Below are 24,216 nucleotides of genomic sequence, written 5' to 3' on the forward strand. Positions count from 1 at the left end.
CGGCCACGCCTGGTCCGCCCCCTACTGGCCGCCGCGTTCGAACTTCCGTATGGCCTCGATGAACGGCTCGGCGTACTGCCGGCACTTGCGGTCGCCGACGCCGTGGGCCGCGCGGAACTCCTCGGGCGTATGCGGCCGGCGGCGGCAGAGGTCGCGCAGCGTCGCGTCGCCGAACACGACGAACGCGGGCACGCCCAACCTGTCCGCCAGGCGCTTGCGCAGCGCCCGCAGGTGTCCGTAGAGGTCCGGGTCGACGCCGTCCCAGGGGTCCTCGGTGCGGAGCATGGGGCGCACCGGCCCGCCGGCCGGCCGGGACAGGCGGGGGGTCCGTTCCCCACGCAGCACCTCGGCCCCTTCGCGCGTGAGCTTCAGCACCTTGTGCTGCGCCGTGCGTGTCAGGCAGCGCTGGGCGAGCAACTGCTCGATCCAGTTCCGCACCTGCCGGGCGGGGTACTCGCTCAGCAGCCCGTAGGTGCTCAGCCCGTCGTGCCCGTTCTGAACGACGCGCTCCGGGTTGGCGCCCGTCAGCACGCCGGCGGTGTAGGCCGCGCCGTAGCGCTGCCGGAGCCGCGCCACGCAGGAGAGGATCTTCTGGGCCGTCTCCAGCGAGTCCTCCAGGCACGCCACCTCGCCCAGGCAGAAATCGCAGGCCCCGCAGTCCGCCTTCCCGTAGGGCTGGCCGAAGTACTCGACCAGCGTGCGATGCCGGCAGGAGACGTCGGTGCAGAAGCTGTACATCTCGCTCAGCTTGCGCATGTGGATCCGGCGCATCTCCGGGTCGGAGTCGGACAGGATGAACTTCCACGTGTGGTAGTCGTTGCCCGAGTAGAAGACCCAGCACTCGGACTCCAGCCCGTCCCGCCCCGCGCGGCCCGCCTGCTGCTGGTACTCCTCCAGCGTCTTCGTCATGCCGGCGTGGATGACGTAGCGCACGTCCGGCTTGTCGATGCCCATGCCGAAGGCCACGGTGGCGACCACGATGTCGGCCTCGCCGCGCGAGAAGGCGTCCTGATTCCGCCTGCGCGCCCCATCCTCCATGCCGGCATGGTACGGCAGCGCGCGGTAGCCGAGGCTCTGCAGCTCGGCGGCCGTCTCGTCCACGTCCGCGCGCCGGATGCAGTAGACGATCCCCGCCTGCCCGGGATGGGCGTCGATGACGCCGCGCACCTGGGCCGGCCGATTCTCGGCGGGTCGGGCGCGATAGACCAGGTTGGGCCGGTCGAAGGACCCGACCATCACCCGGGGCGCCTCCAGGCGGAGCGTCTGCACGATGTCCTCCCGCACCTGCTGCGTCGCGGTGGCCGTGTAGGCGTGCACGGCGATGCCCGGGAAGACCTCCTTCAGCGCGTCGAGCCGCCGGTAATCCGGCCGGAAGTCGTGCCCCCACATGCTGACGCAGTGCGCCTCATCCACGGCGATGAACGAGAGACCGCCCGCGCGCAGCACGTCCGTAAAGCGTTCCGACACCAACCGTTCGGGCGAGACATAGAGCATCTTCAGGGCGCCGGCTCGGAACTGTTCCATCACGCCGCGCCGCTCCTCCGTCGACAGACTGCTGTCGTAGCGTGCCGCCGCAACGCCGCACTCGGCCAGCGCGTCCACCTGGTCCTTCATGAGCGAGATGAGCGGGCTCACCACGACGGCCGTGCCGGGCAGCACGCCGGCGGGCGCCTGGTAGCAGAGCGATTTGCCCCCTCCGGTCGGCAGCACGACCAGGGAGTCGCGCCCTTCCAGGACGCTCTCCATGGCGTCCTGTTGAAGCGGCAGGAACCCCTCGAAACCCCAGTATTTCCGCAGTGTCTCGCGCAGCATGGCCGCTCGGGAATATAGCAGCACCCGGCGTCGAATGCCAGTGCGCCCGGGCTGCGCCGGCGGTTGAGTCGGCGCGCCGCGCGTGCTAAGCTTGGGCGTCATTCGCGCGGGAGAGGTCGATGACGTCGGTCATCGTTGCGGCACTGGCGGGGCTGGTCGTGGGCGGCGCCGCGGCCTGGGTCCTGGCGTCCGCACGGGCGCGGGCGACGGTCGGTGCCCAGGTGGCACAGGCGCGCGGCACGGTCGGCGAGCTGCGCGGGCAACTGCTCAAGGCCGAGGGGGACCTGCAGTCGCTGCGGCAGACGCTCGACGCCGAACGGGCGGCGCGGGTGAAGGCGGAGACCGAACAGGCCGAGTCGGCGCGCAACCTGCAGGAGCAGCGCGCGCTGCTGGAGCAGGCCCGCATCCGGCTGACCGACTCGTTCAAGGCCCTCTCGCACGACGCCCTGAGGACGAACAACCAGGCGTTCCTGGAACTGGCCAGGAAGTCGCTCGAGGCGCTCGTCACCGACGCCAAGGGCGACCTGGGCAAGCGCCAGGAAGGCATCGACGCGATGCTTAAGCCCCTGCGCGAGGCCCTGAAGCGCTACGAGGAGCAGATCCAGGCCATCGAGCACAGCCGCCAGAAGGCCTACGGCGGCCTGGAGGAGCAACTGAAGGGCCTGACGGCCGCGCAGCAGCGCCTGGAGAAGGAGGCGCACCAGCTCAGCACGGCGCTGCGCAATCCCCAGGTACGCGGCCGCTGGGGCGAGATCAGCCTGCGGCGCGTTGCCGAACTGGCCGGCATGAGCGAGCACTGCGACTTCGCCGAGCAGGTGTCCGTGGCCGGCGACGCGCGCCGGGGGCGTCCGGACATGGTCGTGAGCCTGCCCGCCGGCCGGCAGATCGTCGTGGACGCCAAGGTGCCGCTGAACGCCTACCTGGAGGCCGTCGGGGCCGACACGGAGGAAGCCCGTGCGCGCTCACTGGCCGTCCATGCGCGCCACATGCGCGACCACATGAGGGGCCTGGCGGCAAAGGGCTACTGGGAGCAGTTCGCGGAAGCGCCGGAGTTCGTCGTGATGTTCATCCCGGGCGAATCGTTCTTCGGTGCGGCGGTCGACAACGATCCGGCGCTCATCGAGGACGGGATGCGCGACGGCGTCGTGCTGGCCACGCCGACGACGCTCATCGCGCTCCTGCGTGCGGTCGCTTACGGCTGGCGCCAGGAGCAGCTTGCGCAGAACGCGCAGGCCATCAGCGACCTGGGCCGGCAGGTGTACGACCGGCTCGGCACGCTGACGGGGCACCTCTCGGCCGTCGGCGATGCCCTGCAGCGGGCGGCCCATGCCTACAACCGGACGGTGGCCTCGATGGAGGCCCGCCTGTTCCCCGCCGCCCGGCGGTTCCAGGAACTCGGCGTCGCCGCGCCCGACAGCTTCCCGGCCGTCTCCCACGTCGAGACCAGCCCGCGCACACTGGCCGCCCCCGAGGCTGCCGGGGACGACGCCGGCGCAGCGGACGATCGCGACGACGCGGACCAGGCCGCCGACGCGTGATCCCGCACGGCCGGCCGCGTGCCGTGTGTGGCACAGCCGCCCTCGGCTGTGTCGGCGCCGGAGGCGCCGCCGGGCGGGCGGCTCCTCCAGACCTCCCCCACGGGCGCTACTCCCCCTGCCCTGCCAGGCGCCGGCTGTAGTCGCGCAGCAGCTCGCGGTAGCGTGCGGGCAGACGGCCCGTTGCGAAGGCGTCCGAAATGCGCCGGCGCTCGGCCTCCGGAAGCTCGGGCAGCCAGTCGGCCGCGGCCGGACCCTCGGGCGCGAGCAGCCCGGGCGGCGGCCCGAACGGCGAGAGCATCGATTCGTCGGCCGCCCGCTGCGGGGCCCCGGTGGCCGCGCCGGGCTGCGTGGCCCGGGGTTCGTCCGAACCGCCGGGCGCGCCCGTACCGTCCGTGTCCGGCTGCTCGGCGGCCGCGATCAGGGCGTCCAGTCCGTCCAGGACGCGCCCCTGCGCCTCCCGGACCCCGGCGCCGGTCAGGCCCCGCTCCAGGGCGTCGCGCGCCTCCACGGCGGCCTGTGCGATCGGCGCCAGAGCGTGCGCGAACGACGGCGGCGCCGAGTCCCCCAGGGCCGTCAGCCCCGCAACGACGCCCGACTGTCGCTCGGCGACCGCTCGGACGGCCTCGGCCGGGCGCGCGGTCTGCGCGTCGAGCCGCGCCGTGCGCGCCTGGAGGGCCGTCTGCACCGCGCGCAGCACGAGCAGGTCGCCGTGCAGGTCGGGCGGGGGCCGCTCGGACGGCGAGCGCCTCTCCTGCTCGCCGGGCTGCACCTGCGCGGCGGGCGATTCGGCCTTCCGGACGGCCTCCCTCAGCGCCCTCAGCTCGGCGACGATTCCCTCCTGCAGCGCCTGCACGTCCACGCCGGCGTTGCCCGCCTGCAGGCGATCGCGGGCACGGCCGATGTCCGCCCTCAGGCCGGCCAGCGCCGCCGGGAGGGCCGTGCTGCCGGTCTCCCGGGCCGCCGACAGGGCCTCGGCAGCCTGGTCGGCCACCGCCTGCTGGCGCTCGGCCAGGCGTGCGACGGCCAGTTGCGCGCTGCGCACCGGCACGGCCGACAGGGCCTCGGCGACGGCGCGCGTGTCGGCCAGGATCGACTCCTGCTCGGCCTCCATGGCCTCCAGAAGGCCTGCCAGGCGTGCACGCGCCGCCGCCCGTTCCTGCGCGCGGAGGGCCGCCACGGCTGCGCGCACGGCTGTGAGCGCGTCGGCAAGGCTGTGCTCGGCCTCCGCCTGTGCCTCCCCCGCCGGTGCCCCCTGGCCGGAGCCCAGCGTGCGCTCGGCGTGCAGCATGTGGGCGACGGCCGCCGCCAGATGCGCGGCGCCTGGACGGCCCGGGGCCTGCGCCTGCACCCCTTCTGCGCGCGTGCGCACGTCCGCCTGCGCGGCCGCCGTGCCGGCCGCTGCCGCGGCGGCCTGACGGGCCAGCAGATCGGCCAGGGCCGCCTCCAGTTCGGTGAGGCGCCGCAGCTCGGCGGCCGTGTCGGACGCGGCGAGCAGCGCGGCCATGGCCGCCAGATCGCCGGCGACCTGCTCCTGCAGGCGCGCGGATTCGTCCAGGCGCCCCCGGGCCAGCAGCCGCCGGGCCTCGGCCATGGTCTCGACGATGAACCGGTCGCGGCTGAGCGCGAGCGCCTCGGCCAGGCGTGCGGCCTGGGCGGGCTCGTCGTTCTCGAGCCGGCCGACCAGCCCGAGCAGATGCTGTTCGAGTTCGGCCATGCGCAGCTCCGCCCGGCCCTGCTGGGCCGCCAGCGCTGCGGCGTCCTGTGCGTGCGCACCGCCGGCGGCCAGGAGCGCCAGCGCGCATGCTGTGAGCAGCCATCGCATGGTCATTCGTCCCACAGGGATTCCAGGGCACGCGCCTGCTCGGCGCGCGTGCGGCGCAGCAGGTCGGCCTGGGATTCGGCGAGTTCCTCCACGGACGTGAGCACGGATGCGTACCCTTCCATGAGCAGCATGCGCGTGCGCACGGCGTCCAGTTGCGCCGCGATTTCGCCCATCGCCTGCGCGGCCGCCGGCGTGTCGGCCCGGCCCAGCGCATCGGCCGCCAGCGCCACGGCCCCGCCGGGTGCCGCCAGGCGCCTGAGCGGCGCCACGACGGCGGCGGAACGCGCGGCGTGGTCGGCGTCGGTCAGGATGCCGTTGTTGAGCATCTGCGCCAGGACGTCCGCATACGCGTCGCCCACAAGGCCCAGCAGCCCGCCGAGCGCACTCTGGCGGCGCGCGAGCGCTCCGGCCGCCGGCACGTCCCGGAGCAGGCGGCGCTGTTCGGAGAGGTAGTCCTCCAGATCCCGCCGCAGGTCGAGCTGTCGCAGCAGGAGCGCGGCGAGCAGTTCGCGTCCCCGCACCAGGCGGAACGTCGTGGGGGCGCTGCGGCCCTCGTTCGGCCCGCCGACCGTGCACGCGTCGCGCGCGGCCGCCCGTATGACCAGCCGCCCGCCCGGCTCGAGACCGAGATCCGACAGGTCCACCACGGCCCGCTCGCGCACGAATGCCCGCGCCGGCCCCTGCCATACGGCCATATCGGGCAGCGAGTGCGCGTCCGCGCCGTCCTCGTGCGTGACCTCCAGCCGGACGCCGACCGCGCCGTAGTCGTCCTGCACGTGCACGAGCAGCGGCAGCCGCGCCGTCGGCAGCACCAGGTCGCCCACGCCGTCGGCGGCCAGGCGCACCTGCGGCGCGCGGTCGGGCACGGCCGTGATATCCGCCACGAGCGGTGCGGCCGATTCGAGCCCGAACGCGTCCGTGAGCGCGATCGCACAGTGCACGTCGGCATGCACGGGCAGGGTGAAGCGCACGCGCGCCTCGCCGTCCCACTCGGGCGCCGGTGCGGGGGCTCCGTCCGCACGGCAGCGCGCGTCGGAGAGCGGCGCAGAGGCATCCAGCACGATCGTGGCCTCGCTGCCGACGGGCACCGAGAAGGCCGGCGTGTTCCAGGGCAGGATGACCGGCTCGGGGGCGATGTAAGGGGGCGGGCGCACGACCAGGCGCGCGGCGGTCACGTGCGGGCGCTCCCGGACCATGATCCGGCGGCCGTCCAGGCGGCCGTCGCCCGCGCGCACGGCCACGTGCACGGACTCCTCGAGGCCGGCCGATTCGGCCTCGAGGCGGTTGCCTCCGGTGCGCGCCATGGCCAGCGTGCGCGTCGTTGCGGACTGCAGCCCCGTGAGCGTCAGCCGCCCGCTGCGCGGGACGGCGCCGTCGGCGTGCACGCTTACGCGTACGGGCTCGCCGCGCGGGGCGACCTCGGGCAGCTCGACGAATGCCAGGCGCGTGCGCGGGGGCCAGGGCACGTTCCGAAGCAGCAGGTTGCGCTGCGCCCACAGGGCGGCCGCGCGCGGCTGGGCGAAGGCCAGTCCGGCGGCCAGCGCCAGGAGCGCGCCGGCGGCGGCGAGCGACCGCCGCACGGGCCGCCACTGCACGAGGCCGCCGGCGGAGAGGCCCCGGGCGGCGCGGCCGGCGCGTGCCAGCACGCTACGGCGCAGCGCATCGGCCCCCAAGCCGCGTTCCTCGGCCAGCCAGAGCGCGGCGGCGAACAGGTCGGGCGGGCCCGGCCACCGCCCCTCGACCTCCAGTGCCAGGGCGGCATCGGGGAGCGGGCGCAGAAGGGGCCACACCAGGTCGCGCGCGAGGCGCCACGCCACCACGGCCGCCCCGGCCGCCATGAGCGCCAGCCGTGCGCCCCCGGGCAGGAGGAACGCGCGGTCGAGCGCGCAGTCCGCCAGTGCGACGGCGGCCAGGACCCACGCCGTCCGGCCGGCCCCCCGCAGGACCATGGCCAGCCGGAGCCGGCGGCGCAACTGCGCCATGCGCATCCTGAGCAGCAGGACATCGACCGGTTGGGCCACGCCGTCGCCTCTGGCAAGGCGTCCGCACGGCCGCCGCGCCCCGGCCGCGGGGAACGCCGAAAACGGTTGAAGCCAACGCGCGATTTGCTTATAGTGTTCCGTTATTATAGGGGGAGATTGTCGGCCGGGAAAGGACCCCGCGGTCCGGCATGGGATCGAGGACGAGATGGCGCAATTGAAGACGCACGAAGGCAACCTGAACGCCGGCGGCAAGCGGTTTGCGCTGGTTGTGAGCCGCTTCAACGAGTTCTTCTCCGGCCGTCTGCTCAGCGGCGCCGAGGACTGCCTGATCCGCCACGGGGCCGCGCCCGAGGACGTCGAGGTCTTCCGCGTGCCGGGCTCGTTCGAGCTGCCGCTGGCCGCCCGGAAGGTGGCCGAAACCGGCCGGTTCCAGGCCATCGTCTGCCTGGGGGCCGTCCTGCGCGGGCAGACCCCCCACTTCGACTTCGTCGCTTCGGAAGCCGCCAAGGGCATCGCGCAGGTGAGCCTGAGCACCGGGCTGCCCGTCATCTTCGGCGTGATCACCACCGAGACCGTTGAGCAGGCTGTGGACAGGTCGGGGGCGCGGGCGGGCAACCGCGGCGCCGAGGCGGCGCTGGCCGCCATCGAGATGGCGAACCTGCTGGACGGAATCGCCGGTCCTTGACGCGTCTCCGGCGCCGGCGGATCGCCGCGCCGGCCTTCCCGCTCGGTGCGTCCTCCGGCACTGCCGCACGTGATGAAGGCTTCCATTGTTCTTCTTCGGACAACCCTGTGAAATCGCAGACCCTCGCGCGTGAACTGGCCCTCAAGACCCTCTACCGGCATGACCTGCTCGGCGGGCGGCCCCAGGCGGACCTGGTCGCCTTCTGTGTGGAGCACGGCGAGGCCGCCGTCGCCGCCGAGGCCATCGAGATCGTCAAGGGCTGCCTGGAGCACGCCGAGGCGCTGGACGACCTGATCCGCCGCACGGCCGAGAACTGGGACCTGGAGCGCATGGCTGCCACGGACCGCAACGTCCTCCGCATCGGCATCTACGAGCTGCTTTTCCGGCACCGGACGCCGCCCAAGGTCGCCATCGACGAGGCGATCGAACTGGCCAAGAAGTACAGCACGCAGAACTCGCCCACGTTCGTCAACGGCATACTGGACCGCATCTACACCACGCGCGTCCTGCATGCGCACGGCGAGGGCGCGCGGCCGGGCGTCGCCGACGGGGACCCCATGGTGCGCTGCGACCTGCACGTCCACTCGACCGCCTCGGACGGCTCGGTCGCCCCGTGCGAACTCCCCGGGCTGGCCGCACGGGCCGGCCTGGCGGCCATTGCGCTGACGGACCACGACTCGGTCGAGGGCGTCGCCGAGGCCCGCGAGGCGGCCGAGTCGCTCGGCATCGAGCTTGTGCCGGGCATCGAGCTGACCGCCTATGCGCCCCGCGAGGCGTCCATGGCGGAGGTGCACATCGGCGGCCTGTTCGTCGATCCGTCGCACCCGGACCTGCTCGCCAGCCTGCGCGGGCTGCGGCGCGGGCGCGTGGAGCGCGTCGAGGCTATGGTGCGGGCGCTGGCGCGGCTCGGCGTGCTGGTGGACGCCGAGGCGGTGCTGAAGCGTTCGCAGGGAGGCGCCGTCGGGCGTGTGCACGTCGCCCAGGAGGTGGTGGCGCGCGGCTACTGCAGTGACCTGCGCGAGGTTTTCGATCGCTACATCGGCCAGGACGGCCCCGCCCACGTGCGCAAGAAGGACATGAGCCCCGGGCAGGCGATCGACCTCATTCACACGGCGGGCGGGTGCGCGGTCCTCTGCCATCCGGGCCTCGGCGGAGGCGTCGACCACCTGATCGACGACCTTGTCGCCGCAGGGCTGGACGCCCTGGAGGTGCACTGCCCCGCCCACACGGCCGAGGATGAGAAGCGCTACATGGACATCGCGCGCGAGCGCGGCCTGCTGATCGCCGGGGGGAGCGATTTCCATGGCGAGGCCAAGCCCGACGTGAAGCTGGGCCAGGAGGCCGTCTCGGGCATCGAACTGGAGCTGATCCGGCGGCGCGCGTCCGCCCCGTCCCGTTGACCGTCGCATGAGGACACCGCATGTCGCTGTTGAACCCGTTCAAGCGCAAGAAGCCGGACAGCCCTGAGGCCGCGACCCCTGCTGGCGCCGCCGCCCCGTCGTCGGCCGAGGCCCCCACCGAGCCGCGCAACGGCCTGTTCGGACGGCTCCGCAGCAGCCTGGCGCGCACGCGTCAGAAGGTGACCGGCAGCCTGCTGAGCGTGCTGGCCATCCGCCGGCCGCTCGACGAGGCCGTGATCGAGGAGATCGAGGAGCAGCTCTACGTGGCCGACGTCGGCCCCAAGACCGTCGCCCGGCTCTGCCGGGAGCTGCGCGCGGCGCACAAGGAGGGCCGAGTCACGCAATCGAACCAGGTCGCCGAGTTCCTGGCCGGCCTGATCAAGGACGAGCTGCGCCGGTGGGACACCGAGCTGCGTCTGCCGGAGACCGGCCCGGCCGTCCTCATGGTCGTGGGCGTGAACGGGTCCGGCAAGACGACGAGCATCGCCAAGCTGGCGCAGCGGTTCGTCCGCCAGGGCCGGCGGGTTCTGCTGGCCGCCAGCGACACGTTCCGGGCGGCGGCCGTCGAGCAGCTCTGCATCTGGGCCGAGCGCGTCGGGGCCGACATCGTGAAGAACGAGAGCGCGGACCCGGCCGCCGTGGCCTTTGACGCGGCCGAGAAGGCGCTGGCCGGCGGCTACGACGTGCTGATCATCGACACGGCAGGCCGGCTGCACACGCGCAGCAACCTGATGATGGAACTGGAGAAGGTCCGGCGGGTCGTGGCGGGCAAGGTGCCGGGCGCCCCGCACGAGACGCTCCTGGTGCTGGACGCCACCACCGGTCAGAACGCCGTCAGCCAGGCGTTGCGGTTCAACGAACACATCCCGCTGACCGGCCTCGTGCTGGCCAAGCTGGACGGCACGGCCAAGGGCGGCATCGTGTTCGGCATGCGGGACCAGATCGACCTGCCTGTGAAGTTCATCGGCATCGGCGAACGGGCCGACGACCTGGTGCCCTTCGACGCCGACCGATTTGTGGACGCACTTTTCGAATGACCCCTTTCCCGTCGGGGAACGACAGATGACACAGCCCATGCACTTCGACGAAGTACGCCGCCTGTTCGACAAGCACGTCGTGGCCAACTACGCGCGCCAGGCCGTGGCGTTCGTGCGCGGGGCCGGCTCGTATCTCTGGGACACCGAGGGGAACCGCTACATCGACCTGATGCCCGGCTGGGGCACCACGCTGCTGGGGCACTGCCACCCCAAGGTCGTGACGGCCGTCCAGCGCCAGGCCGCCATGCTGCTGCACGTGGACAACACGTTCTACATCCCGCCGCAGGGCCAACTTGCGCAGGCGGTCAGCGAGCGTTCGTTCGGCGGCAAGTGTTTCTTCTGCAACAGCGGCGCCGAGGCGAACGAGGCCGCGCTGAAGCTCGCCCGAATCTACGCCGAGGAGTCCGGCCGCTACAAGGTCATCAGCATGCTGCACTCCTTCCACGGCCGCACGATGGCGGCGATCCGGGCCACGGGCCAGCCGGCCTATCATCGGGGCGTGCCCCACGTGGAGGGCTTCTGTTACGTGCCGATGAATGACCTGGACGCGGTCAAGGAGGCGGTCGACGACGAGACGTGCGCCGTGATCGTGGAGCCGATCCAGGGCGAGGGCGGCGTGAACATCGCCACCCAGGAGTTCATGGAAGGGCTGCGTGCCCTCTGCGACCAGAAGGAGATGCTTCTGATCTTCGACGAGGTCCAGACCGGCGTCGGCCGAACCGGGGACTGGTTCGCCTACCAGAACTACGGCGTCACCCCGGACGTCATGACGCTGGCGAAGGCGCTCGCCAGCGGTGTGCCGATCGGCGCGATGGTGGCCCGGCCCGAGGTGGCCGAGCGCCTGGTGCCCGGCACCCACGCCTCGACATTCGGCGGCAACCCGCTGGCCTGCGCCGCCGGGCTGGCCACGTTCCAGGCCATCGAGGACGAGGACCTTCTGTCCGCCTGCCGCAGAGTCGGAGAGCACATTCACGAGCGCCTGACGGCGATGGCGGGCGAGTTCGACATCGTGCGCGAGGTCCGCGGGCGAGGCGTCATGTGGGGGGTGGACCTGACCCGGCCGGCCGGTCCCGTCTTCCAGTACTGCCTGGAGCAGCGGGTCCGCCTGAACTGCACCCACACCAGCGTTCTGCGCATCCTGCCGGCCATGAACGTGCCGCGGGACGTTCTGGATGTCGGCCTGGACGTGCTGCGCGACGGACTGGCCAGGGCGCAGGCCGGCGACATCTGACCAATCGGAGGGAGGCGGCGATGCACCTGATCACGCTGATGGACTGGGAGCCGGACCGGATCTGCGAACTGCTCTCTCTGGCCCACGATTTGAAGGCCCGGGCGCGCGCCGGCACGCTGGAGCCGACCCTGCGCCGCAAGACGCTGGCCCTGCTCTTCGAGAAGCCCTCGATCCGCACGCGCGTGTCCTTCCAGGTGGCCATGACGCAGCTCGGCGGCAGCTCCATCTACGTGTCGCAGGCGGACGCCAACCTGGGCAAGCGCGAACCGATCAAGGACGGCGCCCGCGTGCTGGCGCGCTACGTGGACGGCGTGGCGGCGCGGACGTTCGCCCACGAGACGGTGGAGCAACTGGCCGCCTATTCCTCCGTGCCCGTCATCAACGCCCTGAGCGACGCCGCCCACCCCTGCCAGGCGCTGGCGGACGTCCTGACGATCCAGGAGCGCTTCGAGGAGCCCGAGGCGGCGCGCGTCGTCTTCGTCGGCGACGCCAACAACGTGTCGCGTTCCCTGGCCACGCTCTGCGCGAAGCTGCGGATGGACTTCACCCTCGCCTGCCCGCCCGAGTACTCATTTACCGACGATTTCATGGCCACGCTCCATTCGACGACCGGCCGCCGCATCGTCGTCTGCCACGACCCGGCCCAGGCCGCCGCCGGCGCCGACGTGCTCTACACCGACGTCTGGACGAGCATGGGACAGGAGGCGGAGGCGGAGGCGCGCAAGAAGGCGTTCGCCGGCTTCTGCGTGGACGCCGCCCTCGTTGCGCGCGCTGCGCCGGGCGTTATCGTCATGCATGACCTGCCCGCGCACCGGGGCGAGGAGATATCGGACGACGTGATCGAGGGCCCGCACTCGGCCGTCTTCGACCAGGCGGAGAACCGCCTGCACGCCGAACGGGCGCTGCTGCAGATGCTGCTGGCCTGAACGCCGCCCGGCGGCCCCGGCTGACCAGGGTGTGACAGGAAATGGCGGATTCGCCGCGTCGGTCCCAGCCGAAGACGTCCGCGCGCACGGAGCCGGCCTGTGAGGGCTGCCCGGCCCTCTGCTGTCACGACCTGGTCATGCCCATTCTCAAGCCTCGCACCCGCGAGGAGATCGACGAGCTGAAGTGGAAGCTCCAGTATGACACCGTCAGCGTCTTCATCTCCAACCAGCGCTGGCATCTCCAGGTCAAGGGCCGCTGCATCTACCTGACCGACGATTGCCTCTGCTCGATCTACGAATGGCGCCCGGAACGGTGCCGCCGGCACAGCCCCTCCGACTGCGAGCGGTACGGCTCCTACTTCGACGTGCGGATGGAGACGCCGGAGGAACTGGAGTCGTATCTGAGCCGCCAGCGCCGGGGGCGGCGCAAGCCGAAGCCGCGCCGCTGATGGACCGCTGCGACGCACGCGCGGCCGCGGACGTTCCGGCGGCCGGAAGGGTTTCGCGGTCGTCTGTGTAGCACAGCCGCCCGGCGGGCGCTCTCCCACTCGCGCGCACGCGCCATTGTTTGACAGGCGCCGCTGCCGGGATTACACTCGATGCCTTGCGGCCGACGCCGTGCTCATCCCGCATTCCCGCTCACGCAAGGAGACCGTCAGCATGGGCCTCAGACACGAGAAGGCCACGGCCGGCATCGAACGGATGCCGAACCGCGCGCTGCTGTATGCCACCGGACTGACCCCCCGCCAGATGGACCGGCCGTTCATCGGCGTCTGCTCCAGCTTCACGGACCTCGTGCCCGGTCACGTGGGGATGCGGAGTCTCGAACGCCGCATCGAATGGGGCGTCTGCAGCGGGGGCGGCGTGCCGTTCCTGTTCTCCGTGCCCGGTATCTGCGACGGCATCGCGATGGGCCACGTCGGCATGCACTACTCCCTGCCCTCGCGGGAGCTGATCGCCGACATCATCGAGTCGATTGTGGAAGCGCATCAGTTGGACGGGCTTGTGCTGTTGACGAACTGCGACAAGATCACGCCCGGCATGCTGATGGCGGCCTGCCGGCTGGACCTGCCCACTGTCGTCGTCACGGCCGGTCCGATGCTGTCCGGCCACCACAAGGGGCGGCTGCTGTCGCTTGTGCGGGACACGTTCGAGGCCGTGGGCCTGTGCAAGGCGGGCAGACTGGGCGAGTCCGACGCCGCCGAACTCGAGATGGAGGCATGCCCCGGCCAGGGCTCGTGTCAGGGGCTCTACACGGCCAACACGATGGCGTGCCTGACCGAGGCCATGGGCATGAGCCTGCCGGGCAGCGGCACGGGGCTGGCCGGTTCGGCCAGGAAGGAACGCCTGGCCGAACAGGCCGGCGAGCGCGTGGTGGCCCTCGTGCGCGAGGGGATCACGGCGCGCCGGGTCGTCACCCGCGAGTCCCTGCGGAACGCCATCCGCGTGGACATGGCCCTGGGCGGCTCGACCAACACGGCGCTGCACATCCCGGCCATCGCGCACGCGGCCGAGGTGGACGTCACGCTGGAGGACTTCGACCGGCTCAGCCGCGAGACGCCCCAGATCACGTCTCTGCGGCCCGGCGGCGAACTGATGATGGAGCACCTGGAATGGGCCGGCGGCATCCCGGCGGTGATGAAGAACCTGGCGGCCCTTCTGAACACCGACTGCGTGGGCGTGAGCGGCCTGAGCGTGCGGGAGGTCGTGGACGCCACTCCTGCGGGCGATCCGGCCGTGATCCGGAGCCTTGACGACCCGATCGCACGCGAAGGCGGCATCGCGGTGCTGAAGGGGTCCCTGGCGCCGGACGGAGCCGTGGTGAAGCAGGGCGCCGTGCAGCCCGACATGATGAAGTTCACCGGCACCGCCCGGGTGTTCGACGGCGAGGACGCCGCCATGGAGTACCTGATGGCCGGCAAGGTGGTGCCGAACGACGTGCTGATCATCCGCTACGAGGGGCCGCGGGGCGGTCCCGGCATGCGGGAGTCCCTGGCGCTGACGGCCGCCGTGGCCGGCAGCGGCCTGGGCGACAAGATCGCCATCGTGACCGACGGGCGGTTCAGCGGAGGCACGCGCAACCTGAGCATCGGCCACGTCTCACCCGAGGCCGCCGAGGGCGGCCCGATCGCGCTGGCGAAGGACGGCGACAGGGTGACCGTGGACGTGCCGGCGCGCACGCTGGACCTGCAGGTGGCGCCGGAGGAGCTGGAGCGCCGCCGGCAGTCCTGGAAGCGCCCGGCCCCGAGGTTCACTCGCGGCTGGCTGGCCCGCTACTGCCGCCTGGTCTCCAGCGCGGCCGACGGCGCGGTGCTGTCGCCGCCGTGCGACTGAGGGGGCGAGCCTCGAACAGGCGAGTTCGATGGAAGAAACCGGCCTGGTCCTGCGGCCGTTCGTCAGCCCGTGGGCCATCGCCCTGCTGGCGTGCGTCCTGGTGGGCGTCTGCGTGCTCGCCTACGTGCGCACGCCGGGCGCCCTTGCGGGCCGGTTTCGGGCGCTGCTGATCGCGCTCCGGGCGATGGCGGTCGCTGCGGCCGGCGTGGCGCTGCTTCGGCCCAGCCTGGAGGTGACGCACCACGAGGTCGTCCGCCGGCCCCTGCTCCTGCTGGTCGATGCCAGCCGGTCCATGCGCGAGATCCGCGACATGCCCGGCGGGCGGAGCCGAAGCGAGGCTGCCGACGAGGTGCTGGCGCGCAATGCGGACGAGCTGGAGGCCCTCGAGGGCCTCTACGACGTGACCGTGCTGCGCTTCGGCCGGGGCCTGCTCGGACGCGGCGCGGACGACGACGATGCGACGGGGGCGCGCTACAGCGCCTACGGGCTGGCCATGGAGCAGGCGTTCGACCACGTCGCCGCCGGGCAGGCCGACGCGCTGGTCGTCATCGGCGACGGGGCGCACAACCTGGGTCCGCCGGACCCCGTGGACGTCGCCGGCGCGCTGAACGCCCAGGGCGTGCCCGTCCACACGATCGGCATGGGCGAGGAGCAGGACCCGTCCGCCTTCTGCGACGTGCGGATTGTCGAGGTCACGGCGCCTCCGACCGCTTTCGTGTTCGCCGCCCTGCCGATTCGTGTGCAGATGCTCCTGCGCGGGTGTCGGGGCCGCACGGTGCCGGTGCGCATGCAGTTCGGAGACCAGCCGCCGCAGGAACGCGTGCTGACGGCCGCCCACGACGAGGAACTGATTCCCCTGGAGTTCGAGGCGGTGCCGGAGGCGGTGGGCGAGCAGAAGGTCACCGTCCGGGCCGAGCCGATGCCGGACGAACTGCTCGTGACCAACAACGCCTTCACCACGTACGTGCGCGTGGGCAGCGAGGGGGTGCGCGTCGGCCTGTTCGACACGCTGCGGCCGGAGAGCAAGTTCATCGCCCATGCCCTGACCGGGGCGGAGCACGTGGCGCTGCGCCGGGTGCTCGTGCTGCCCGGGCAGAGCCCCCCGTCGGACGTGTTCGACGCGGCGCGTTACGACGTGGTCATGCTGGGCGATCTGGGGCCGACGGCGCTGGTTCCCAGCCGCGTTCTGGCGCTGAAGACGGCCGTCCAGGAGGACGGCAAGGGGCTGATCGTCCTGTTCGCCGGCGGCGGCGAGCGGGCGGGCGAGGCGTTCTCGCACACGGCCATGCAGGACCTTCTGCCCGTCCGCCTGGGGGGCGACCTGCGCCCGTCCGAGGGGATGTCGCAACTCGTGCCGGCGCCCGCACATGCGGGCCATCCCGTGCTGGCGCTGGCGCCGACGCCCGAGGAGACGGCCGCCAGGTGGCGCGGGATGCCTCCCCTGACCGGCACGCTGACCGGCGCGGAGCCGAAGCGCGGCGCCACCGTGGTGGCGCAGGACGACGGCGGCCGCCCGCTGCTGGTCGTCCACCGGGCGGGCGCCGGCCGCGTCGCGTGCGTGCTGTGCGACACGACGTTCCGGTGGTTCTTCACGGAGCGCGACACCCAGGACGCCCACCGGCGGTTCTGGCGTCAACTGGTGCTGTGGGCCGGCGGGTCGGCCAAGGCGGACGACGTGCGCCTGCGTCTGGACCTGAGCCGGCAGCGCCTGCTGATGGACGAGGCCGTGACGGCCAGAGTGCACGTTTCCGACGCCGACGGCGTCCCCCTGCGCGAGGCGGAGGTGTCGATCCAGGTGACCGACCCCCGGGAGCGCACCGTGGCACTGTCGCCCGTCTACCAGCGGGAGGCGGCGGCCTTTGAGGCCGAGTTCTCGCCCGCCCTGGCCGGGGAGTACACGGTGGAGGCCACGGCGCGCCGCGGCGCCGCGCACCTGGGGCGGGAGCGGGCGCACTTCCAGGTGAGCAGCCCGGACGCCGAGGTGGAGGACCCGCTGCCGGACCTGGCTCTGCTGCGCCGGGTCTCGGCGGCCACCGGGGAGGCCGGCGGCCGCTACGTCCACCACTCGCGCGCCGACAGCCTGTTCGCCGCGCTGCGCAAGGGGGGCGCCCCGCTGACACTGACGACCCGGCGGCGCGCGGACGTCTGGGACTCCTGGCCCCTGTTCGCCGTCTTCGGCGCGTGTCTGGCGGCCGAGTGGGCCGTGCGGAAATGGAGGGGACTGCCGTGAACGAGCGCGGACGCAGGGCGGTCTTCCTGGACCGCGACGGCACGCTCATACGCGACGCCGACTACCTGACGGAGGTCGACCAGGTGGAGTTCCTGCCGGGCGTGCCGGAGGCGCTGCACGCCCTGCGCGAGGCGGGGTATCTGCTCCTGGTGGTCACGAACCAGAGCGCCATCGCGCGCGGATGGCTCAGCGAGCCGGAGCTGGTGCGGATCCACGCCGAGCTGAACGCCCGCCTGCGGGCCGCCGGGGCGTCCGTGGACGCCTTCTACTACTGCCCGCACCTGCCGGACGGCGCGGTGGCGCAGTATGCGCGCGCCTGCGACTGCCGCAAGCCGGCGCCGGGCCTGATCCTGCGGGCCGCGGGGGAATGGCGGGTGGACCTGGGCCGGTCTTTCATGGTGGGAGACAGCGAACGCGACGTGGAGGCCGGGCGCCGGGCCGGCTGCCGCACGGTGCGGATCGGCCGGTCACCGGGCGCCGCCGCGGACCTGGGCGAGGCGGCGGGGCGCATCCTGGGGGGCGAGGCGGCCCGTTCTCAGTAGCGGTATTCCTTCAGTTCGTCGTCCACCTCTTCGGGCGTCGGCAGGCTCACCTGGGCTTCCTGGAGGTTCTTCAGGATCTGGTCCACCGCGTCGCTCTTCTGCGCGCGAAGCTCGCGCAGGATGCCCATGTAGACCGTCCGGGACACGCCGGCCCGCCCCGTCAGCACGTCCACGACGGCCGTCTCGCGGACGCGGTCGAAGCGGACGGTCATCCGGGGGCTGCCGTCGTTGTCCTCCGCCTCGTTCCACTGGGTGGCGAAATCCCGGGCCTGCTGTTCCAGCGCGGCGGATTCGTTGTAGTTGCCCAGGCCGAGGGCGACCAGGGAGCGGATCAGGTAGACCCACACGAGCCGGCGGGCCTCCTGCGTCGTCTTGTCCTGCAGTGCGTAGTCCATGGCTGCGCGCCGGTAGGCATCGTAGGTGCGGTTGCGGACCTCGTCGGGGTAGTCCTTCTTGAGCATTGCGAAGTAGGCCTGCGACTTTCGGACGTCGCCGGTGTAGTAGAACTCCATCAGGCCGCGGGTGAGGAAGTTCTTGAGGCCTTCGGTTGCGCCGGTGGCGAACCGGCTGCCCCGCTCCTCGATCATCTTGCGGTAGAGCGGGAGCGTGGCATCGGCGAAGCGGTAATCGGGGCCCACCTCGAGCTGCAGCACGCCCCGGGTATCGAACAGGACGCGCCCGTGTGTCACCAGGCTCTGCATGGAGGCGTAGATGATGCGCTCCAGGGTGACGCGCTGGAACTCGTAGAGTCCTTCGCCTTCCCGCAAGTCGCCCTCGCCTTCCTCGTACGGCTTGGGCACCTCCTTGCCGAACGATTCGAACTTGCTGACGGTCCGGGCCTCCAGTTCGTCCAGCTTGCGCACGCCGACGGTGGCCCAGTAGACGGCGTGGGGGTAGGGACTGCGCCAGTCGAACGGGCCGTATTGCTCGCGCAGCTCGAGCATCAGGCGGACGTCCATCTTCATCTCCTCCCGCAGCCGTCTGGCCCGGGCGAAGGCGGCGGTCTTGCGAATGGCGAACAGGTTGTAGTCCCGGTTCACGATCTCGAAGATCGGCCGCGGGACGGAGGCCGTCTGCTTGTAGAACTCGAAGAAGCCGTCGACGATGTCGAACCCGTGAACCATGCACTCCTGGTGGAAGCGCTGCACGTCGGAGTCGGCGAGCAGTTCCTCGCGCGTGGCGGGTGCCTTGGCCAGGGTCTCCAGTTGCTCGGCAGTGCCTTCCCCGCCGATGATCTCGTGCATGAGCAGGCCCAGGGACCGCTTGTAGAACATGTTGGCGTTGTCGGTCTGTTCGCCCATCTTGTGGTAGAACAGCATTGCCAGGCGGTCATAGAGCATGGCGGAGTAGGGATTCTGCGGTATCCCCTGGTCGCGCAGAAGCTCGACGCCGGCCCAGACCCAGGGCCAGCGGTCGGGCAGCTTGGACATGCGGCAGCTGACGTTGTAGGCGAGGTTCCAGGACTGGATGTCCCACACGGGCGCGAACCGCGGGGCGAGCTTGCAGGCCCAGTCGGCCAGTTGCACGAGTTCGAAGTAGCGATCGTCCATCTTCAGGGCTTCCATGCGGATCCAGATCACGTCGATGATCAGGCCGCGGCCCCATCCGAGCACCTGCGTGGCCAGCGCCAGTTGTGGGGTGAGCCCCTCGACGGGCTGGTTGGTCAGATCGTATTCCTCGCGCATCCGCTGAAGCGGGTCGAGGGCAGCCCCCGCCGCAAACAGCAGGACGAGCGCAGTGCTCAGGGAGACGAGTCGTTTCAGCCTGGTGCTCACGGCGTCCCGGCCCCTTCCGATCAGACGATCACGCGGGCGAGTTCCCTGCGCGTGTAGAAGTAGATGCCGATCAGCATCGCCACGGTGCCCTGCAGGAACACCATCACCGCGCCGGCCAACGCCACGGACGACCACGTCACCGTGATGCCGTCCGTCAGATCGGACAGCGGGTTGTACTTCCCGAAGTGCGGCATGACGGTCAGGAATCCCTCCACGCCCCGTCGCCAGATCGTCTCCAGGAGGTCCCGCAGAAACGGCGCCTCGCCGGTCATGATCGCGGGCTCCAGGAGGGTTCCGAACCAGGGCCCGATGAGCCCCACGACGACGACGAAGACCACGGTCAGGGTGGCCACGGGGAACGAGAACACCGCCCCCGCCATCATGCCCAGGGCCGCCAGCAGGGCCACGTGGCAGAGCAGGGTGAGCAGGGCCCGGTAGTAGTTGGGCCAGAAGCCGCCCTGCTTCTGCAGGATCTCGATCGGGATCGTGTGGTTGAACATCGCGGCCGAGGCCGTGTTGATGTTCTCATACTGGAAGAACAGGGTGCCGTCCGGCGGAACCACCGAGGCCGGCATCTCGAACTCGTTGCGCGCGTAGGCCGTCCATTCATATCCGGCCGCCGGCGGAAGCTCGACGTGGACCGGCACATACCGGAAGCCCGTCTTGCCCTTCTCGTCCTCCACCACGTCCCGCCGCAGGACGACCCACGTGCCGCTGAGTTCCTCGCCCGGCTTGCTGGAGTGGGCATCCCAGCGGACGAACAGCGAGCCCTCCTGGCCGGGAAGGAGTCCGTCCACCCGCATCACGATCGCGTGCCCGGCCATGACGGTGTAGTACTCGGCCAGCGTGGCGTCCAGCACGCGCCGCTTGTGGCGTTCGCGCTTGTGCACGTTGTCGCCCGCGTCGCCCTTGGCGACGATCTCCTTCCATATCTCCTCGGCCCTTGTGAACGCCTGCTCCGGCAGTTCGGGGATCACCGGACGACGCGCCACGAGGACCTCATCGAAGACCTGGTTGTAGTTCGCCATTGCCGCTTCGGCTTCGCGCTTCAGCATGCGGCGCGTATCGGGTTTCTTCACCAGTTGCATGGTGAGGGCGGCGGCCGCGAACGCCATGATCGACAGGATCGTCGAGCACATGACGACCACGCCGAACCACTTGCCCAGCAGGAACTGCCAGCGCTTCAGCGGCTTCGTGTCGGTCACCTGGATGTGCTTCTGCTCCACCTCCGAGCAGATGCTGGCGGCGGACACGAAGATGGCCAGCACGCTCAGGAGCGTCAGCCCCAGGACGAGCGCATAGAAGAGCGTCAACTGCGTCTGGCTCTTCAGGCTGCCCTCCGTCTTGAGTATGAACGGCAGGGACAGCATCAGCACCGCGAAGAAGACCAGCAGCACGATGACGACCTTGCGGTGCAGGGCCTCGATGATCAGCTTGCGCGCAACGGCCCAGAGGTAGGTCCAGTTGCGCCAGAAGACGATGACGGCCACGACGCTGCCGACCAGGCAGAGCAGCGCGGCGGCCAGCGGCCAGCGGTTGGCGCTGAGGTCGGCCACGAACGCGGCCGGTTGGGTCAGGACGAGGCGAGCCTTCCGCACCACGAGTGCCCCGACCATGACGACCAGCGGCACCATCGCGGCCAGGAAGACGAACAGCAGCACCTCCGGCATTCGATGGGCGAACCAGCGCAGCAGCCTGCGGATCCTATCCTTCATCGGCGTTCCCGGTCCCCCTGCCCATCAGGTCGTCGAGCACCTCGCGCCGCACGTTGGCCTCGCGGGCCGTTTCGGCCTCGGCAGCCTCCTGGCCGGCCTCCTCGGCGGTCCCGTCGTCGGCGGCGCGGGCCATCAGGTTGCCGATCAACGCCTCATCGGCGCCGGTGCGGATCACGGGGGCGGGCTCGGGCGCGGCGGGCGTCGCCGCCCTGCCCTCAATCTCGGCCCGGGCGGCCTCCACGAGCTGGTGCACCAGGTCCTCGCCCTCGCCCCCGCTCCGCTTCAGGAAGTCGGCGGCCGCGGTGCCCAATTCCGCCCCGGCCGTGACCAGCTTGTCCCGCTGGGCGTCCCGGACGACCTTCAGGAAGTACTCCTCCAGGGAGTGCTGGGGCGTGGAGACGTCGACCTCATCGGCCGACCCCAGGTGCGTGGCGATGATGTCCTTGACCGCCTGCACGGCCTCCTCGGGCAGGCGCGGGGCCTTGATCTGGGTCCTGTCCTCTGCCGACAGCAGCTCATCCACGGGGCCGATGGCGCGCTGCTTGCCGCCGTAGAGGATGCAGATGCGGTCGCAGACCTGGGCCACGTCGCCGAGCAGGTGGCTGCAGAGCAGGATCGTCTTGCCGCGATCGCGCAACGTCAGGATCAGGTCCTTCATCTCGCGGGTGCCGATCGGGTCCAGGCCCGTGGTCGGCTCGTCCAGGATGATCAGGTCGGGGTCGTTGATCAGCGCCTGCGCCAGGCCGATGCGGCGCGCCATCCCCTTGGAGAACTGGCCGACGGGCCGTCGGCGGGCGCGCTTGAGGCCCACCATCTCGATCAGTGCATCGGCCCGCGCCCGGCGTTCGCCCGGCGCCAGCCTGAAGAGCCGCCCGAAGAAGTCGAGCGTCTCCTCCGCGTTCAGGTAGGCGTACAGATGCGATTCCTCGGGCATGTAGCCGACGCGCTTCTTGACGTCGACGGCGCGCGGGCTCTTCCCGAACAGGCGCACGGCGCCGGAGGTGGGGAACAACAGCCCGAGGATGATGCGCACGCAGGTCGTCTTGCCGGAGCCGTTCGGGCCCAGCAGGCCGAACACCTCGCCGCGACGGATGTCGAGGTCCACCGAATCCAGGGCCTTGACGCTCTCCCGCCCCCAGAAGTCCCGGAAGGTCTTGGTCAACTGGATGATGTCTATGACGGTGTCATCTGCCGATGCCATGCTTCAGCCTTCCTCAGGCGGAGACGGGCACAGCCTCGCTCTCTTTGAGCGCCGTACCGGAGTAGGGTGAGAGGTTCTCGCCGAAGCGCACGAGCCGCGCGCTGTTGAAGATCACGATGAAGGAGCTGATGTTGTGGAGGACGGCGGCCAGGATCGGGCTGATGTAGGCCATGACGCCGAGCGTTGCCCCGCCGACGACGAAGACGACGCCCACCAGGATGTTCTGGACGATCACGGTGCGCAGGCGGCGCGAGAGGCGCACCAGGAACGGCAGCCGGCCCAGGTCGTCGCTCATCAGTGCGATCGAGGCGCTGTCGATGGCCACGTCGCTGCCGGCCGCGCCCATGGCGATGCCGAGGTCCCCTGCAGCGAGCGCCGGCGCGTCGTTGACGCCGTCGCCGACGACCGCCACCATGTGGCCTTCGGACCTGAGTATCTCGACCAGGCGCAGCTTCTGCTCCGGCAGGCACTCGCCCTGCACGTCGGTGCACCCCAGCTCGCCGGCCACGCGCTTCGCCACGCTCCAGCGGTCGCCGGTCAGCATCGAGATCCGCTGCACGCCGAGGTCGCGCAGGCTCTCGGTGGCCTGTTTCGCTTCCGGCCGGGCCCGGTCTTCGAGCCCCATCCAGCCGATGCATTCGCCGTCTCTGGCGACGAACAGCATGCTCATGCCGCTGACGTCGACGCCCTGGACCTCCTGCACCTTCACGCCACGCTCCTCGAGGAACGACGCGCGGCCGATGATCACCACGGAGTCGCCCAGGCGGCCCTCGACGCCGCGTCCGGGCGTCTCACGGAAGTCATGCACGTCCTTAACGATGATGTTGGCCCGGGCGGCGATCTTCTGGATGGCCTGGGCCACCGGGTGCCGCGAGTGGTGCTCAACGCTGGCGGCGGCCGTCAGCAGCTCCACGCCGTCCACGTCCGGCGCGGGCGACAGGCGGGTGACGGTCAGCTCGCCCGTGGTGAGCGTGCCCGTCTTGTCGAACACGACGGCCGATATGTCGCCGGCCGCCTCGAGGTGCGCCACCTTCTTGATCAGGACGCCCAGGCGCGCGGCGGCCGACAGCCCCGCGACCATGGCCGTCGGGGTTGCCAGGACGAAGGCGCACGGGCAGCAGACGACCAGAACCGTGATGACGCGCCGCATGTCCTTTGTGAAGACATAGAGCATGAACGCGACCATCAGCACCACGGGCGTGTACCAGTGCGCGTAGCGGTCGATCAACTGCATCATGGGTGTCTTGGTGCTCTCGGCATCCAGGATCAGGCGTTTGACCTTGCCGAGGGTCGTGTCCTCGCCCACGCGCGTCACTTCGACCTCGATCGAGCCGGTCACGTTCGTCGTGCCCGCGAAGACCTCGGCGTCCGTGCCCTTGTCGACCGGGAAGGACTCGCCGGTGATCGTGGCCTCGTTGATGGTGGTCTCGCCGGAGACGATGCGCCCGTCGGCGGCAATGCGGTCGCCCGGGCGCACGCGGATGCGGTCGCCCTTCTTCAGATCGGACACGCGCACGGTTTCCCCGCTGATCAGCTCGGCGGTCGGCGGCGTCAGCGTCATGAGCTTCTCGACCGATTCGCGCGCGCCGGCCGCCGTCTGTTGCTCGATCAGGCTGGCCAGCATCATGAAGAACGCAATGATGCCGGCCTCCGAGTAGTTCCCGAGAGCGAAGGACGCCAGCACGGCGATGGCGACCAGCACGGACATGTGCATGCGCCCGCGCCGCATCTCGTGCATGCCGCCCAGCAGGATCGGGCCGGCCAGGATCAGCGCTCCCACCAGGCCGCTGACGCCGCTGATGATCGGGTCGTTGGGAAAGAGGAGGTTGGCCAGGTACGCGTTGATGACCAGGGCGCCGCCGATGAACGTGATGACCAGGCGCGTCTGGATCGTTCCGACGTGTTCGTGCTCGTGCGCGCTTTGAAGGGCTGCTTCTGCCACGGATTGTGTCTCCCGTTCAGGGGTGTGGGCCGGACGAGGCCCGC

Annotated in this window: 16 protein-coding genes and 1 pseudogene; 10 read left to right on the forward strand and 7 right to left on the reverse strand. The window is 71.2% G+C overall.

Features of this window, described 5'->3' with window-relative positions; translation table 11 throughout:
* Positions 1–21: 21 nt before the first annotated feature.
* Entirely contained in the window at positions 22–1,812 is a 1,791-nt protein-coding gene (gene recQ, locus GXY85_09690) for a DNA helicase RecQ (protein NLW51095.1), read from the reverse strand.
* A 119-nt stretch (positions 1,813–1,931) separates the two neighbouring features.
* Here recQ and rmuC point away from each other — a divergent pair, with 119 nt between their 5' ends.
* Positions 1,932–3,350, forward strand: a complete 1,419-nt coding sequence (rmuC, locus tag GXY85_09695; protein ID NLW51096.1) for a DNA recombination protein RmuC — start codon at positions 1,932–1,934, stop codon at positions 3,348–3,350.
* Positions 3,351–3,456: 106 nt separating this feature from the next.
* Here rmuC and GXY85_09700 read toward each other — a convergent pair whose 3' ends face one another.
* Both GXY85_09700 and GXY85_09705 read right to left on the reverse strand, forming a co-directional pair.
* Positions 3,457–5,178, reverse strand: coding sequence for a hypothetical protein (locus GXY85_09700; GenBank protein NLW51097.1), 1,722 nt, complete (start codon positions 5,176–5,178; stop codon positions 3,457–3,459).
* Positions 5,175–7,193 (reverse strand): DUF4175 domain-containing protein, encoded by a 2,019-nt coding sequence (locus GXY85_09705; GenBank protein ID NLW51098.1) that lies wholly within the window; start codon positions 7,191–7,193, stop codon positions 5,175–5,177. The genes GXY85_09700 and GXY85_09705 overlap by 4 nt, the downstream gene beginning before the upstream one ends.
* Positions 7,194–7,359: 166 nt before the next feature.
* Between GXY85_09705 and GXY85_09710 the strand changes: the two genes are divergently transcribed.
* The 9 genes from GXY85_09710 to GXY85_09750 all read left to right on the forward strand — a co-directional run bounded on the left by GXY85_09710 (position 7,360) and on the right by GXY85_09750 (position 17,539).
* On the forward strand, positions 7,360–7,839 hold the full coding sequence (locus GXY85_09710) for a 6,7-dimethyl-8-ribityllumazine synthase (GenBank protein NLW51099.1): 480 nt from the start codon (positions 7,360–7,362) through the stop codon (positions 7,837–7,839).
* A gap of 107 nt (positions 7,840–7,946) precedes the next feature.
* On the forward strand, positions 7,947–9,239 hold the full coding sequence (nusB, locus tag GXY85_09715) for a transcription antitermination factor NusB (GenBank protein NLW51100.1): 1,293 nt from the start codon (positions 7,947–7,949) through the stop codon (positions 9,237–9,239).
* Positions 9,240–9,259: 20 nt separating this feature from the next.
* Positions 9,260–10,276, forward strand: a complete 1,017-nt coding sequence (gene ftsY, locus GXY85_09720; protein NLW51101.1) for a signal recognition particle-docking protein FtsY — start codon at positions 9,260–9,262, stop codon at positions 10,274–10,276.
* 37 nt (positions 10,277–10,313) lie between these two features.
* On the forward strand, positions 10,314–11,507 hold the full coding sequence (locus GXY85_09725) for an aspartate aminotransferase family protein (GenBank protein NLW51102.1): 1,194 nt from the start codon (positions 10,314–10,316) through the stop codon (positions 11,505–11,507).
* A gap of 20 nt (positions 11,508–11,527) precedes the next feature.
* Positions 11,528–12,433: an ornithine carbamoyltransferase gene (gene argF / locus GXY85_09730; GenBank protein ID NLW51103.1), complete on the forward strand. Its 906-nt coding sequence runs from the start codon at positions 11,528–11,530 to the stop codon at positions 12,431–12,433.
* Between the two features lie 41 nt (positions 12,434–12,474).
* Complete coding sequence (locus GXY85_09735; GenBank protein NLW51104.1) at positions 12,475–12,882, forward strand: YkgJ family cysteine cluster protein; 408 nt, start codon at positions 12,475–12,477, stop codon at positions 12,880–12,882.
* Between the two features lie 211 nt (positions 12,883–13,093).
* A complete protein-coding gene (ilvD, locus tag GXY85_09740; GenBank protein NLW51105.1) occupies positions 13,094–14,767 on the forward strand; it encodes a dihydroxy-acid dehydratase in 1,674 nt (557 codons plus the stop codon).
* A 28-nt stretch (positions 14,768–14,795) separates the two neighbouring features.
* Positions 14,796–16,997 carry a hypothetical protein gene (locus tag GXY85_09745; protein NLW51106.1) on the forward strand — a complete coding sequence of 734 codons (2,202 nt, stop codon included), beginning with the start codon at positions 14,796–14,798 and terminating at the stop codon, positions 16,995–16,997.
* Positions 16,994–17,539, forward strand: coding sequence for an HAD family hydrolase (locus GXY85_09750; GenBank protein ID NLW51107.1), 546 nt, complete (start codon positions 16,994–16,996; stop codon positions 17,537–17,539). The genes GXY85_09745 and GXY85_09750 overlap by 4 nt, the downstream gene beginning before the upstream one ends.
* Here the strand turns inward: GXY85_09750 and GXY85_09755 are convergent.
* The 4 genes and pseudogenes from GXY85_09755 to cadA all read right to left on the reverse strand — a co-directional run bounded on the left by GXY85_09755 (position 17,533) and on the right by cadA (position 24,172).
* Positions 17,533–19,314 carry a hypothetical protein gene (locus GXY85_09755; GenBank protein ID NLW51108.1) on the reverse strand — a complete coding sequence of 594 codons (1,782 nt, stop codon included), beginning with the start codon at positions 19,312–19,314 and terminating at the stop codon, positions 17,533–17,535. The genes GXY85_09750 and GXY85_09755 overlap by 7 nt on opposite strands.
* A gap of 20 nt (positions 19,315–19,334) precedes the next feature.
* A complete protein-coding gene (locus tag GXY85_09760; GenBank protein NLW51109.1) occupies positions 19,335–21,029 on the reverse strand; it encodes an ABC transporter permease in 1,695 nt (564 codons plus the stop codon).
* A 340-nt stretch (positions 21,030–21,369) separates the two neighbouring features.
* Positions 21,370–22,230, reverse strand: a pseudogene (locus GXY85_09765) (ABC transporter ATP-binding protein).
* 13 nt (positions 22,231–22,243) lie between these two features.
* Positions 22,244–24,172, reverse strand: a complete 1,929-nt coding sequence (gene cadA / locus GXY85_09770) for a cadmium-translocating P-type ATPase (protein ID NLW51110.1) — start codon at positions 24,170–24,172, stop codon at positions 22,244–22,246.
* Positions 24,173–24,216 lie beyond the last annotated feature (44 nt).

The sequence above is a fragment of the Candidatus Brocadiaceae bacterium genome (assembly GCA_012728835.1).
Taxonomy (GTDB): domain Bacteria; phylum Planctomycetota; class Brocadiia; order SM23-32; family SM23-32; genus JAAYEJ01.